The sequence below is a fragment of the Comamonas odontotermitis genome (assembly GCF_020080045.1).
Taxonomy (GTDB): Bacteria; Pseudomonadota; Gammaproteobacteria; order Burkholderiales; family Burkholderiaceae_C; genus Comamonas; species Comamonas odontotermitis.
In genome coordinates this window covers 4,380,575-4,394,324 of record NZ_CP083451.1, presented here as the reverse complement: position 1 = coordinate 4,394,324, position 13,750 = coordinate 4,380,575, and the positions used below count along the sequence as shown (strand labels likewise).

Genomic DNA, 13,750 nt, shown 5'->3' with positions numbered 1-13,750 from the left:
CGCGACAGCGTCTCGCTTTGATCGGGGTGCTTTCGTAGCCTGAGAGGCATTACCAACCAGGAGACAAACACCATGCGAACCCAAGTCGCCATCATCGGCGCTGGCCCGGCGGGCCTGCTGCTCGGCCAGTTGCTGCACAAGGCCGGTATCGACAACATCATTGTGGAGCAGCGCAGCGCCAGCTACGTGCTGGGCCGCATCCGCGCCGGGGTGCTGGAGCAGGTGACCGTGGATCTGCTGGAGCAGGCGGGCGCTGCCGGGCGCATGCGCGCCGAGGGCCTGCCGCACCAGGGGATCGAGCTGCTGTTTGGCGGCCAGCGCCACCGCATCGATCTGCATGGCTTGACGGGCGGCAAGAGCGTGGTGGTCTATGGCCAGACCGAGGTCACCCGCGACCTGATGGAAGTGCGCGCTGCCGAAGGTTTGACCACCATCTACGAGGCAGCCCAGGTGCAGCCGCTGGATTTTGACGGCCCCAGCCCCCGGGTGCGCTACGAAAAGGACGGCCAGGTGCACGAGATCGCATGCGATTTCATCGCGGGTTGCGACGGCTTTCACGGCGTGTGCCGCGCCAGTGTGCCGGCCGAGCGCATCCGCACGTTCGAGAAGGTCTACCCCTTTGGCTGGCTGGGCCTGCTGTCGGACACGCCGCCGGTTTCCGACGAATTGATTTACGCCAATACCGAGCGCGGCTTTGCGCTGTGCAGCCAAAGAAGCGCGCAGCGCAGCCGCTATTACCTGCAAGTGCCCCTGACCGAGAAGGCGCAAGCCTGGAGCGACGAGGCCTTCTGGCAGGAGCTGCGCCTGCGCCTCGACCCCGAGGCGCGCGAGCGGCTCGTCACCGGCCCTTCGCTTGAAAAAAGCATTGCACCGCTGCGCAGCTTTGTGACCGAGCCCATGCGCTTTGGCCGCATGTTTCTCGCGGGCGACGCCGCCCACATCGTGCCGCCCACAGGTGCCAAGGGGCTCAATCTGGCGGCGTCTGACGTGGGTTACCTGGCCCAGGCGCTGGCGCAGCACTATGGCGAGCGCAGCGACGCGGGGCTGGACGGCTATTCCGGCCGGTGTCTGGCGCGCATCTGGAAGGCCGAGCGCTTTTCGTGGTGGATGACCTCGCTGCTGCACCGCTTTCCCGAGGCGGGGGTTTTTGACGCCCGGGTACAGCAGGCCGAGCTGGATTATATCGTCCGCTCCCACGCAGCTTCCACCGCATTGGCGGAAAACTACGTGGGCCTGCCGCTCGTCTGAAGCAGAAAGAGAGGGCCTCGCCGCAAGGCTAGCCGAGCGTCATCAGGCTGGCGTTGCCGCCCGCAGCAGCCGTGTTGATGCTGATCGCATGCTCGGCAAGCAGGCGGAACAGGGGAACGCTGCCGTCCACTGCCTGCGCCGTGATGGGAATGATGGCGCCGGGCCGCGCAGTCAGGCGGCTTCCGGTGGCCAGCCAGTCGCTGGCGGCATCGGTGAGCAGGGCATCAAAGTCTTCGGATTGCAGCAGCTCCTCGGTGTTGTGGCCTGCGAGCACCACATGGGCGCGCACGTCGGCAGGCAGCTGGCCAAGCAAGGCGGCATTGGCGCTGGTCTGGGGCCAGACGGCGGTGGTGCCAACTGCCAGCACGGCTGCCAGTTGGGCCAGCAACTTGTCGGCGCTGCCCGCCACACAGGCAATGCGCTCGCGGCCACCCAATACATAGAGGTTGCGCTCGCCCGTAGGGCCGGGCAACTCGGCGGCAAAGCCGTTGCCGGTATGCGCGCCATAGGCAAGGCACAGGCTGGCGAGTTGGGTTTGGCCCTGCTGCTGGGCCCAGGCCTGCAGCGCCGCCAGCGCAGGGGCGGGTGCGGCATCTGCCAGCTCCAGACCGTGGGCATTGCCGCGTTTGCCTGCAACGGGCGTGGCGGCTGCGGCGCGGGCTTCGCTGCCTTTCATGCGGGGCAGGTGGGCCAGGGCATCTGCAGTGGCAGTGGCTGGCATGCGGGCGAGCAGGCGCAGCATGTACAAGGGGCCGCCCGCCTTGGGGCCGGTGCCCGAGAGGCCTTCGCCGCCAAACGGCTGCACGCCGACCACGGCACCGACGATGTTGCGGTTGACGTAGATGTTGCCTGCATTGGCGGCATTCACCACCTGGGCGATGGTTTCGTCGATGCGGGTGTGCAGCCCTAGAGTGAGCGCGTAGCCGGTGGCGTTGATGTCGGCCACCAGCTGGGCCAGGTTTTCACGCTTGTAGCGCAGGATGTGCAGCACCGGGCCGAACACTTCGCGCTGTAGCTCCGACAGCTTGTTGATGGCGATCACCGTGGGTGGCACGAACGTGCCCTGTGCGGTGCCTTGCGCTGCGCTGCCGGGGCGTGCAACGGTTTGCCACACCTGGTGGCCATTGGCCTTCATCCTGGCAATGTGGCGGTCGATGATGCCTTGCGCCTCCGCGTCGATCACCGGGCCCACGTCGGTGTGGAGCTGCGCCGGGTTACCTACGTTCAGCTCCTGCATGGCGCCGCGCAGCATGGCAAAGAGCCGGTCTGCTGCCTCTTCCTGCACGCACAACACGCGCAGGGCGGAGCAGCGCTGGCCTGCCGAATCGAAGGCGGACGACAGCACATCGACCACCACTTGTTCGGCCAGGGCAGACGAATCCACGATCATCGCGTTCTGGCCGCCGGTTTCGGCCACCAGGGTGACGGGCTGGCCGTGGGCGTCGAGGCGCTGGGCCAGCGTTTTTTGCAGGATGCGGGCCACCTCGGTTGATCCAGTGAACATCACGCCCTGCACGCGGCTGTCGGCGGTCAGGCGTGCGCCCACGGTCTCGCCGGTGCCCGGCAGCAGTTGCAGCACATCGCTGGGCACACCCGCCTGCCACAGCGCTTGCACGGCAGCGGCGGCGATCAGCGGGGTCTGCTCGGCAGGCTTGGCCAGCACGGTGTTGCCCGCCGCCAGTGCCGCAGCCACCTGGCCGGTAAAGATGGCGAGTGGAAAGTTCCACGGGCTGATGCAGACTACCGGGCCCAGGGCCTGGTAGCCAGATGGGTCTACTGCATTGCTCCAGCTGCGCACCTGGGCGGCGTAGAAGCGCAGAAAATCCACGGCTTCGCGCACTTCGGCAATGGCGTTGGAGCAGGTCTTGCCCGCTTCGCGTACCAAAACGCCCATCAGGGTCGGCATATGGGCTTCAAGCAGGTCGCCAGCGCGCTCCAGACAATCGGCGCGTTCGGCCACCGGTGTGGCCTGCCAGCGGGCAGCGGCGGCCTGGGCGGCGCCCAGGGCGAACTCGACCTGCTCGGCCGAGGCGTTCGTCACCTGCCCGACCGTGTCGCGGTGATCGGCCGGGTTGACGACGGCTTCCGGTGCGTTGGTGGTGGCCGGTGCACCTTGTGCCAGCATGGGCTCGGCGTGCCACGCCATGGCTGCACTGGCCTGCAGGTCGCCCTGCAGTTGGCGCAGGCGGTCGTCATTGGCCAGATCCAGCCCGGCGGAATTGGCGCGGCTGTCACCATACAGTTCACGCGGCTGGGCGATGTGCGGGTTGGGCAGGCCCAGCTGGCCTTCGCTCTGCGCCCATTGCTGCACGGTGGCGACGGGGTTTTCCACCAGTTTGGAGAGCGGAATGTCCTGGTCGGCGATGCGATTGACGAAGCTGGTGTTGGCGCCGTTTTCGAGCAAGCGGCGCACCAGGTAGGCCAGCAGCGTTTCATGCGTGCCGACGGGCGCGTAGATGCGGCAGGGGCGGCCCAGGTTTTCTGCGGCATTGCGGCCCACCACCTGCTCGTACAGCGGCTCGCCCATGCCGTGCAGGCACTGGAATTCGTACTGGCCCGGCTGGTAGGTGGCCGGGTCGGCCAGGTGGTAGATGGTGGCCAGCGTGTGCGCGTTGTGGGTGGCAAACTGGGGGTAGACCGCATCGGGCGCGGCCAGGAGCTTGCGCGCATTGGCGATGTACGACACATCGGTATAGGCCTTGCGGGTGTAGACCGGGTAGCCTTCGAGGCCTTCGACCTGGGCGCGCTTGATCTCGCTGTCCCAGTACGCGCCCTTGACGAGGCGCACCATCAGGCGGTGCTGGCTGCGGCGCGCCAGATCGATGATGAAATCGAGCACATAGGGGCAGCGCTTCTGGTAGGCCTGCACCACAAAGCCGATGCCGGCAAAGCCTGCCAGCTCGGGCGCAAAGCACAGTTTTTCCAGCAGATCGAGCGACAGCTCCAGGCGGTCGGCTTCTTCGGCGTCGATATTGAGGCCGATGTTGTACTGGCGGGCGAGCAAGGTGAGCTGCAGCACCACGGGGTAGAGTTCGGCCATCACGCGGTCGTGCTGCGCGCGGCTGTAGCGCGGGTGCAGGGCGCTCAGCTTGATCGAGATGCCCGGGCCTTCGTACACGCCACGGCCGTTGCTGGCCTTGCCGATGGCGTGGATGGCGTTTTCGTAGTCGCGCAGATAGCGTTTGGCATCGTCAGCCGTCATCGCGGCTTCGCCCAGCATGTCATACGAATAGCGGAAGCCCTTGGCCTCCAGGCGTTCGGCGTTCTGCAGCGCCTCGCCAATGGTCTCGCCAGTCACGAACTGCTCGCCCATCATGCGCATGGCCATATCCACGCCCTTGCGGATCAGCGGCTCGCCGCCACGGCCGATCAGGCGCGTGAGCGACTGGCCGAGCGAACCCTCGCTGTGCGTGGCCACCAGCTTGCCGGTCAGCACAAGTCCCCAGGCTGCGGCGTTGACGAACATCGACGGGCTCTTGCCCACGTGGGCCTTCCATTCACCGTGGGCGATCTTGTCGCGGATCAACACATCGCGCGTCGCTGCGTCGGGGATGCGCAGCAGGGCCTCGGCCAGGCACATCAGTGCAATGCCTTCCTGCGACGACAGCGCAAACTCCTGCAGCAGCCCCTGCACCAGGCCCGCGCGGCCAGCGTCCGCCTTGCGCTCGCGCAGCTTTTTGGCCAGCTCCAGCGCCAGCGCGTCCCCCGCCTGCGCGATGGCGGCGGGCGGCGTGGCCTGGGGCAGCAGGTCGGCCAATGCGGCAGGCTCGGGCTTGCGGTAGGCGGCGGTAATGGCTGCGCGCAGTAGCGTGGCTGGCTGCAATGCCGGAGTGAAATCATCAAAAACAGTAGCTGTCTGCGCTTGATGGTTGTGCGCTGGAGCCGTATTTTGCTCAAAATCGATGGAGCGAACAGCAGACAGGGTGGGTGCGGTCATGGCGGCCTCTGGGAATACCGGGGTAGTGAATATCGCCAGTGTGCGAGTTTGTGCGATGAATTTCTCTCCATAATTGCTCTATTTCATAGAGAAAGATTCCGCATCCAGGCCGCTTATGACCGATATGATCGCCCCGCCCGAAGACCTTGATCGCATGGACCTGCGTATCCTCGCCGTGCTGCAGCGCGATGGCCGCATCTCCAACCTGAAGCTGGCAGAAGCCGTGGCACTCTCGCCCACCGCCGTGCTGGCGCGGGTGCAGCGCCTGACCAAGGACGGCTACATCGCCGGTTACGAAGCGCGCCTGAACCCGCAAAAGCTGGGTGCGGCCATGCTGGTGTTCATCGAAATCCTGCTCGACCGCACCACCCCCAATGTGTTCGAGGAGTTCAAGGCTGCCGTGCAGGTGCGGCCCGAAATCATGGAATGCCATATGGTGGCGGGCGGCTTCGACTATCTGGTGAAGATCCGTGTGGCCGACATGAACCATTACCGCACCTTTGCCGGAGAAGTGCTGTGGCAGTTGCCTGGCGTGCGCGAGACGCGGACATATGCGGTGATGGAAGAGGTGAAAAGCTCGAGTCGGCTGTACCTGGGCGGGTTTTGACAGGTGCCGCTTGCGAGCGATTGGTAGTACACTTTGTGCTTCACGGCGCCGATTTGCTTCAGCTTGCGGGCGCTTTATAAATCCAGCTAAAGACTCGGTAGGCGACAGAAAAGCATCGACCCGGCCTCGTTTTTAGCGTTGCCGGGTTTTCTTATGTCATTTGTTGCGACACCTCAATCAATGCATTTCCCGGAGGCGCTCCCCCTCAAAAGTGGCGCTTCCATCCGCGATTACCACCTGGCTTTCGAGACCTATGGCGAGTTGAATGCCGACAGGTCCAACGCCATTTTGGTGTGCCATGCGCTCAACGCATCGCACCACGTGGCTGGCAGCTATGAAGGCCAGCCCAAGAGCGAGGGCTGGTGGGACAACATGATCGGACCGGGCAAGGCGGTCGATACCAACAAATTCTTTGTCATCGGCGTCAACAACCTCGGCTCCTGCTTTGGCTCGACCGGGCCCATGCACATCAACCCCGATACCGGCAAGGTGTACGGGGCAGATTTTCCGGTGATGACGGTGGAAGACTGGGTCAACGCCCAGGCGCGTCTGCTCGATCGCCTGGGCGTCACGCAGCTGGCAGCCGTGCTGGGCGGCAGCCTGGGCGGCATGCAGGCGCTGTCGTGGACGCTGCAGCACCCTGAACGCATGCGCCACGCGGTGGTCGTGGCGAGTGCGCCGTGCCTGAGCGCCGAGAACATTGCCTTCAACGAAGTGGCGCGCCGCGCCATCGTGACCGACCCGGATTTTCACGGCGGCCACTTCTACGAGCACCGCGTGGTGCCCAAGCGCGGCCTGCGCATTGCACGCATGATCGGCCACATCACGTATCTGAGCGACGACGTGATGAACCAGAAGTTCGGCCGCCAGCTGCGCGAGGGCATGGACCTGAAGTACAGCACGCAGGACGTGGAATTTCAGATCGAGAGCTATCTGCGCTACCAGGGCGACAAGTTCAGCGACTACTTCGACGCCAACACCTACCTGCTGATCACCCGCGCGCTCGATTATTTCGACCCCGCCAAGGCAGATGGTGGCGACCTGACCCAGTCGCTCGCCGTGGCCAAGGCCAAGTTCATGCTGGTGAGCTTTACGACGGATTGGCGGTTTTCGCCTGCGCGCAGCCGAGAAATCGTCAAAGCCTTGCTCGACAACCGCTGTACCGTGAGCTATGCCGAGATCGACGCCCCGCACGGCCATGACGCGTTCTTGCTCGATGACGCCCGCTACATGGGCGTGATGCGCTCCTATTTTGAGAACATTGCCAACGAACTGAACACGGCACCAGCCACCAAGGAGGCCGCATGACCGAAAAATCCACCCTGCGCGCCATTGCCTCACTGATACCCCCAGGCTCGCGCGTGCTCGACCTGGGTTGTGGCGACGGCAGCCTGCTGGCCCATCTACAGGCAGAGCGCGGTTGCACCGGCTACGGCATTGAGTACGACGATGCCAATGTGCTGGCCTGCGTGCGCCGTGGCGTCAATGTGTTGCAGCTCAATCTGGAAGACGGCCTGGCCATCTTCGAGGACAACAGCTTTGATGTGGTGCTGCAGATCGACACCTTGCAGCACTTGCGCAATGCCGAAGTGATGCTGCGCGAGACCGCGCGCATCGGCAAGCAGGGCGTGGTGGCCTTTCCCAACTTTGCGCACTGGCCCAACCGCCTCTCGATTCTGCAGGGCCGCATGCCGGTGACCAAGCGCCTGCCTTACCAGTGGTACGACACGCCCAATATCCGCGTCGGCACCTTCAAGGACTTCGAGGTGCTGGCCATCAAGAACAAGCTGCGCATTCTGGACAGCTTCGGTCTGCAAAACGGCCATGTGCAGCGCCTGCTGCCCAATGCGCTGGCGGGCACGGCGGTGTTCCACTTCGAGCACGCCTGAGCTGTGGCAGCCCTTGCCGACTACAAGCTATCGGTTTGGCGCTACACCGCGATGCACTCCCCTTGTCCCCCGTACCGCAAAGCCATTGCAGCGGTGCGAGGGAGATACGACATTTTTTTTTGAGGCCGCTTAGCACGATTCACAGCGAGAGCAATGTCACGGTAAATTATTAATAGCTACAATTTATTAATAACGACAATTATTTGTTCTGGTTTATGGATTGGGGCTTGGTAAGTGTTGCGCTGATGTGGCTGATGGTGGGAATGACCGCCTTGTCGGCGGTGACCTCTATTGTCGTGCTGGGGCGCAAGGGCTGGCGCAAGGGCCTGGGGGCAGTGGCGCTGGCCATGCTGCTGGTGGGCTTGCTGGCCGCTGTGCAGATGCTGTCGCCACCGGCGGCACGGTGGAGCGGCCTGCTGGTCAGTTGCCTGTTCAGTGCCGTGCTGGGCTGCCTCGTCATGGCGCTGCGCCAGTTTCGCCAACTCGACACCGATTGGCGCTGGCTCATGCTGGCGCCTGCCGCTGTCTTGCCGCTTGGCAGCCTGACGCTGGGGGCAGAGCTGGCACCTGTGCTGCTCTATGCCATGCACGCAGTGTTTGCCATTCAACTGGGCTGGCTGGCGCTGGAATTGTGGCGCATGCGGGCTTTGCGCCTGGGCACTGGTTACCGCATGCTGTGTGTGGCGCTGGGGGTTTTCCTGGCTGGCGTGCTCTATCTGCAATGCGGGCCTAGCCAAGGTCTGCCGCAGGAGGCGGCGCCCATGGAGCAGCCTCTGCTGTGGTACTGGGCGCGCACGGCGCTGAACGTGGTGGTGATGTTGCTACTGACCCTGGGCTTCATGCGCATGGTGCAGGATCGGCGCGAAGCCCGAAGCCGCCGCGCTGCGCTGCGGGACCCTCTCACCCGTATGCTCAACCGCCGCGCTCTGGTGAGGGCGCTGGAGCATTGCATTAAGGATGCTGGCCGCCAGGCCCATCCTCTGGCATTGCTGCTGATCGATGTGGACCATTTCAAGCGGGTGAATGACACGCATGGTCATATCTCCGGCGACAAGGTGCTGCGCCATGTCAGCCGGGTGCTGGCCAGCAATGTGCGCTCGGATGTGTATCTCGGGCGCTTCGGTGGGGAAGAGTTCGTGATCGTCTGCCCCGGCACAGGCATGGAGGAGGCACAGATTCTTGCTGAGCGACTGATTCTGGCCGTGCGCTCATCGAGCGTGCTCATCAAAGGCCATGCGCTGCAGGTGACGGTCAGCATTGGCGGTTTTGCAGGCGCCGTGGGAGCACATACTCCATGGGAGACACTGCTGGAGGCGGCGGACAGTGCCATGTACCGTGCCAAGGCGTCCGGGCGCAATTGCGTTGTCATGCACCGCCAGCTGCCGGTGCCGCCCGCGGAAAGCAGTACGCCGCTTTGGCGGGAAAGCCGGGCTTGAGCCAGGGCTGGTGGCCCCAATCGCCATTTGCTTGCCTCCAAAGCAGGGGTTTGCCGGGGAAAAGCGATCTTTCCGCGCCAGGGCTGGTACCCTTGAGGCCTTCATGCGCCAGCAAGCGCAGCACGATCAGGAGACCACCCCATGAATGCCCGCATTGACGCTTCCAACCTGCAGGCCGATCCCGCGCTCAGCCATATCAGCGAGCAGTGGGACAAGGATATTCTGCGCCAGCTGACCGACTATATCGCCATTCCGGCCAAGTCGCCCGGTTTCGACGGCGAATGGGAAAAGCACGGTTTCCTCGACACCGTGGTGCGCAATGCCGCCACCTGGGTCGAGGCACAGAAGGTGGACGGCCTGAAGCTGGAAGTGGTTCGCATTCCAGGCCGCACGCCGGTGCTGTTCTTCGAAGTACCCGCTACACAAGCTGGCAACCAGCAGACGGTGTTGATGTACGGTCATCTGGACAAGCAGCCGGAGTTTTCGGGCTGGCGCAGCGATCTGGGCCCCTGGACACCAAAGTATGAAGACGGCAAGCTGTACGGCCGAGGTGGCGCCGACGACGGCTATGCCACCTACGCCAGCATTGCTGCGGTGCAGGAGCTCAAGCGCCAGAATGTGCCGCACCCGCGCATTGTCGGCCTGATCGAGACCTGCGAAGAAAGCGGCTCGGGTGATCTGCCCGCCTATATCGACATGCTCAAGCCGCGCCTGGGCGATGTGGGTCTGGTGATCTGCCTGGACAGCGGCGCCGGAAACTACGACCAGTTGTGGCTCACCACCAGCCTGCGCGGCATGGTGGCCGGTACTCTGAAGGTCGAGATCCTGACCGAAGGCGTGCACTCGGGAGACGCGTCGGGCGTGGTGCCCTCGTCATTCCGCATCATGCGACAGGTACTCGACCGTCTGGAAGACAGCAAGACCGGGCGTCTGCTGCCCGAGAGCTTTCATTGCCAGGTACCTGCCGAGCGTCTGGCCCAGGCACAGGCCACCGCTGCCATTCTGGGCGATGAACTGTACAAGCGCTTCCCCTGGGCGCACTTTGATTGCAATGGCTCCAGCCTGTTTGCGCTGCCCACCACGACCGACCCCACGCAGGCACTGCTCAAGCGCACCTGGGAGCCCACGCTGTCGGTCACCGGTGCAGAAGGCCTGCCAGCATTGCAGGACGCGGGCAATGTGCTGCGTCCCTACACCGCATTCAAGCTCAGCCTGCGCCTGCCTCCACTGGTGGATGCGGTGCAGTGCATGCAGGAGCTGAAGGGCCTGCTGGAAGACAATGCGCCGTACCAGGCCAAGGTCACCTGGGAAGGTGCCAGCGGTGCCAACGGCTGGAATGCGCCCAGTACCGATGAATGGTTCCTGAACGCGCTCAACCGCTCCAGCCGCTCCTACTTTGGCGCTGACTGCGGTTTCATCGGCCAGGGGGGCTCCATTCCCCTGATGGGCATGCTGAGCGCAGGTTTCCCCAAGGCGCAGATGATGGTGTGCGGGGTGCTCGGACCCAAGAGCAATGCCCACGGCCCCAATGAGTTCCTGCATGTGCCGTATGCCAAAAAACTGACGGCCGCAGTGGCGCAGGTGATTGCCAGCATGCCTGCGGAGGTGCAGGGCTGAATTTTCTTAAAATAGCGGGCTGGCGCAGGCAGAGTATGCGCAATTTGCTATCTATTTTGAGGCAACATCTCCCGGCGCAGTGTGAACCTGGCCGGGATGTTTTTTGCCATATCAGACCCGCACCTTCTCAACAGCATGAGCGACGCCACGATTCTTTTTGACGCCACCGACCCGATTGGCAGCAGTGCCGATCTGGTGGACAACGGAAAACCAATCCTTTTTCAACTGCCCAATGGCCAGAAGGCCTTTGTCATTCGTTGGCAGGGCAGCTTGCATGGCTGGATCAACGAATGCCAGCACGCCAGCGTCCCTATGGATTTTGATGGCGATGTGCTCGAAAGCGGTCGCCAGTTCATTCTCTGCCCCTACCATGGTGCGATCTACCAGCCCAACACCGGCGCTTGCGTGGGCGGGCCATGCCGTGGCTCGCACCTTGATGCGGTGCCGGTGGAGGAGCGGGATGGACAGATCTGGTTGCAGGCGAATGGGGCGGCGCGATGAAATCTTCCATCCGCGTAGTCGATGTGGACCGGCTGGATACCTGGAGCAAATACAAGCCCGGTATGTGTGACAGTTGCGCGGCCAATTGCTGCACCATGCCGCTGGAAGTGCAACTGCCGGACCTGGTGCGGCTGGAACTGGTGGACCCGTTCGAGGTGGACAATGTCGACCACAAGCTGATAGCCAAGCGCCTGCTCAAGGCCAGGTTGATTGACCACTACAACCCCAAGCACAATATTTTCACCATGGCGCGGCGGGCAGGGGGAGATTGCAATTTTCTGCACCCCACCACGCGCATGTGCACGGTGTATGAAAAACGCCCCGAAACCTGCCGCCTGCACCCCAAGAAGGGTCCCAAGCCGGGTTTTTGCGCATACGGTAACAAAAATCTGGGCTAGGACTGTGTTTGCATGCGGTCAGCCTGGATGCAAGGCGCGCGCAGAAGTCCTCTAAAATGGTTTGAAGGCACATGGTGGTGCTGGTCCAAACTGCCCCAGGGCTTGCTCATGGGGCATTTTCTTAGCCGTATCGACGATGCAAAAAACAAAACTGTTCTGGTTTCTGGGAATCGTGGCGAGTCTCCTGGCCGTGGGCGTCATCTATGGGGTCGGGCTCCATAACGGCCTGGTGTTCGATGACAACCGCTTCACCGACGGCACCATCTTTGGCGCCTATGGCAACCTGGCACAGTTGAAAGTGCGCATGCTGTCCTATGGCAGCTTTGTGTGGGTGCAGGCTCTGTTCGGAGACAGCTTTGTCGTGCAGCGCGCGGTCAACGTGCTGCTGCACCTGGCAAGCTGCTATGCGATCTGGCTGCTGGTGACCGAGTTGTTCAAGCACGTTCGCTTTTCTGAAGAAACCCTGGCAGAACCCGGTTTCGATACCAATCGCCGGATTGCCATCTTTGCGGCGGTGGCCTTGTTTGCGGTGCATCCCATGGCCGTCTATGCCGTGGGCTACCTGGTTCAGCGCAGCATGGTGATGATGACCCTGTTTGCCGCGCTGGCCTGCTGGACCTTTGTCAGGGCGCTTGCCGGCGGAGGCATCAAATGGGCCTTGCTGGCGCTGCTATGCACCGTGTTTGCACTGCTTAGCAAGGAGCATGCCGTGGTGTTGCCCGCCCTGGCCCTGCCGCTCTATATTTTTGTGAAGCGACCCTCCTGGAAAGTGATCGCGGGTACCGTGGTCGCCATCGCCGTAGTGATGGGCGTGTTCACGGTAGTTCTGTGGCCGCGACTGGGCGCCTTTGTGGGCGCAGTGGCAACCGATGACACATCGTGGGCCTATGTGCATCTGCTGGAAAAGCTGTACCCCGGTATCACGCCATCCATCTATCCCCTGAGCCTGATGAACCAGGCAACGCTCTTCTTCAATTACGGGCTGCTGTGGCTGCTGCCCAATGTGCAGTGGATGGCAATTGATCTGCGGCCGGTGTTCCCGCTTGGCTATTCCAGCTGGCCCCATTGGCTGGGGGCGGTGGGTTATCTGGCTGTGCTGGTTGGTAGTCTGTGCTTGCTGCTGCGCCGCCGTGATGGCTGGGGCCTGGTGGGCCTGGTGCTGCTGTGCACCGCGATTCTGTTCAGCACCGAATTCGTCACCGCCTGGCTGCAGGATCCATTTGTTCTGTATCGCAGCTACATCTGGGCGATGTTCCTGCCAGCCTTGCTGGCGCTGGTGCTGCTGCATCTCCCGCGCAAGGCCATGGTGGCCGTGGCCTTTGTCGTGGGCATGGGCCTGACGGGCCTCGCGGTGGAGCGCAACCTCACCTTCAAGAACGCCTATACCGCCTGGACGGATGCAGCGCAGAAAGTGGACATGCAGGCGCCGTTCAACGCTTTTGGTCGCTGGCGTCCGTTCAACAACCGGGGTGCGTATCTGCTGGAAAACCTGAACTACGAGCAGTCGCTGCAGGATTTCGAGAAGGCCGTCGCACTCAAGGAGCCGCTAGGTTCTGCGCAGTTCAACCGCGGCATGGCTCTGGAGCTGCTCAAGCGCTATCCGGAAGCGCTGCAGGCATTTGCCGAGGCCGAGAAGCAAGGCTTTCAAAACGCAGCGCTGGCCTACCACCAGGCAACGGCTTACAAGCAGACACAGCAACTGGAGCAAGCCTACCAAAGCTATGCCAAGGCACTGAGCCTGCAGCCTGAATCTGCACTGCTTCCCCAGATATGGTTGGAGCAAGCCGAGGTCGCCATTCCCACCGGGCACTATGACGCCGCCATTGCGAACTACCAGCAGTTGCTCAAGGGCGCGCCAGACAACACCCGCTTTGAAGTGGGCCTGGGGATTGCCTTGATCGGTAAAAAGGATTTCGCGGCTGCCATGCAGATCTTCGATGCCTCTTTGGCACGGCGTCCCAATCCGCCTGCGTTCTATGGCAAGGCGCTGGCATACAGGGAGCAAGGCGATGCCGCCAAGGCATACGCAGCCATGCAGCGTGCCAGCGAGATGGACCCCGCCAACCCGGTCTACAGAAATCTGCTTGCACAGATGAAGGCAAAGGCCGGCCAATAAC

Annotated in this window: 10 protein-coding genes; 9 read left to right on the top strand and 1 reads right to left on the bottom strand. The window is 63.0% G+C overall.

Going from position 1 to position 13,750, the window contains the following annotated elements:
• The first annotated feature begins 72 nt into the window (after positions 1-72).
• On the top strand, positions 73-1,248 hold the full coding sequence (pobA, locus tag LAD35_RS20120; protein ID WP_224150694.1) for a 4-hydroxybenzoate 3-monooxygenase: 1,176 nt from the start codon (positions 73-75) through the stop codon (positions 1,246-1,248).
• Between the two features lie 28 nt (positions 1,249-1,276).
• On the opposite strand, the gene putA is transcribed toward pobA, so the two are convergent.
• Positions 1,277-5,185, bottom strand: a complete 3,909-nt coding sequence (putA, locus tag LAD35_RS20115; RefSeq protein ID WP_224150692.1) for a trifunctional transcriptional regulator/proline dehydrogenase/L-glutamate gamma-semialdehyde dehydrogenase — start codon at positions 5,183-5,185, stop codon at positions 1,277-1,279.
• Between the two features lie 115 nt (positions 5,186-5,300).
• Here putA and LAD35_RS20110 point away from each other — a divergent pair, with 115 nt between their 5' ends.
• The 8 genes from LAD35_RS20110 (at position 5,301) to LAD35_RS20075 (ending at position 13,749) form a co-directional block, all read left to right on the top strand.
• Positions 5,301-5,792, top strand: coding sequence for an Lrp/AsnC ligand binding domain-containing protein (locus tag LAD35_RS20110; RefSeq protein ID WP_396022764.1), 492 nt, complete (start codon positions 5,301-5,303; stop codon positions 5,790-5,792).
• A gap of 153 nt (positions 5,793-5,945) precedes the next feature.
• Entirely contained in the window at positions 5,946-7,100 is a 1,155-nt protein-coding gene (gene metX / locus LAD35_RS20105; protein WP_224150691.1) for a homoserine O-succinyltransferase MetX, read from the top strand.
• The gene (gene metW / locus LAD35_RS20100; protein WP_224150690.1) at positions 7,097-7,681 is read left to right on the top strand and encodes a methionine biosynthesis protein MetW; all 585 of its coding nucleotides are present in this window, start codon (positions 7,097-7,099) and stop codon (positions 7,679-7,681) included. The genes metX and metW overlap by 4 nt, the downstream gene beginning before the upstream one ends.
• Before the next feature lie 227 nt (positions 7,682-7,908).
• Entirely contained in the window at positions 7,909-9,117 is a 1,209-nt protein-coding gene (locus tag LAD35_RS20095; RefSeq protein WP_224150689.1) for a GGDEF domain-containing protein, read from the top strand.
• 141 nt (positions 9,118-9,258) lie between these two features.
• Complete coding sequence (locus LAD35_RS20090; protein WP_224150688.1) at positions 9,259-10,734, top strand: M20 family metallopeptidase; 1,476 nt, start codon at positions 9,259-9,261, stop codon at positions 10,732-10,734.
• A gap of 135 nt (positions 10,735-10,869) precedes the next feature.
• Positions 10,870-11,235, top strand: a complete 366-nt coding sequence (locus LAD35_RS20085; RefSeq protein WP_224150687.1) for a Rieske (2Fe-2S) protein — start codon at positions 10,870-10,872, stop codon at positions 11,233-11,235.
• On the top strand, positions 11,232-11,633 hold the full coding sequence (locus LAD35_RS20080) for a YkgJ family cysteine cluster protein (protein WP_224150686.1): 402 nt from the start codon (positions 11,232-11,234) through the stop codon (positions 11,631-11,633). Before LAD35_RS20085 ends, LAD35_RS20080 begins: the two co-directional genes overlap by 4 nt.
• 136 nt (positions 11,634-11,769) lie before the next feature.
• Complete coding sequence (locus tag LAD35_RS20075; protein WP_224150685.1) at positions 11,770-13,749, top strand: tetratricopeptide repeat protein; 1,980 nt, start codon at positions 11,770-11,772, stop codon at positions 13,747-13,749.
• The last annotated feature ends 1 nt before the right edge of the window (position 13,750 follow it).

Coding starts and splice junctions, on each gene's coding strand:
- metW (WP_224150690.1), top strand. CDS start 7,097: ATGACCGAAAAATCCACCCTGCGCGCCATTGCCTCACTGATACCCCCA.
- LAD35_RS20085 (WP_224150687.1), top strand. CDS start 10,870: ATGAGCGACGCCACGATTCTTTTTGACGCCACCGACCCGATTGGCAGC.
- putA (WP_224150692.1), bottom strand. CDS start 5,185: ATGACCGCACCCACCCTGTCTGCTGTTCGCTCCATCGATTTTGAGCAA.
- LAD35_RS20090 (WP_224150688.1), top strand. CDS start 9,259: ATGAATGCCCGCATTGACGCTTCCAACCTGCAGGCCGATCCCGCGCTC.
- LAD35_RS20080 (WP_224150686.1), top strand. CDS start 11,232: ATGAAATCTTCCATCCGCGTAGTCGATGTGGACCGGCTGGATACCTGG.
- pobA (WP_224150694.1), top strand. CDS start 73: ATGCGAACCCAAGTCGCCATCATCGGCGCTGGCCCGGCGGGCCTGCTG.
- LAD35_RS20075 (WP_224150685.1), top strand. CDS start 11,770: ATGCAAAAAACAAAACTGTTCTGGTTTCTGGGAATCGTGGCGAGTCTC.
- metX (WP_224150691.1), top strand. CDS start 5,946: ATGTCATTTGTTGCGACACCTCAATCAATGCATTTCCCGGAGGCGCTC.
- LAD35_RS20110 (WP_396022764.1), top strand. CDS start 5,301: ATGACCGATATGATCGCCCCGCCCGAAGACCTTGATCGCATGGACCTG.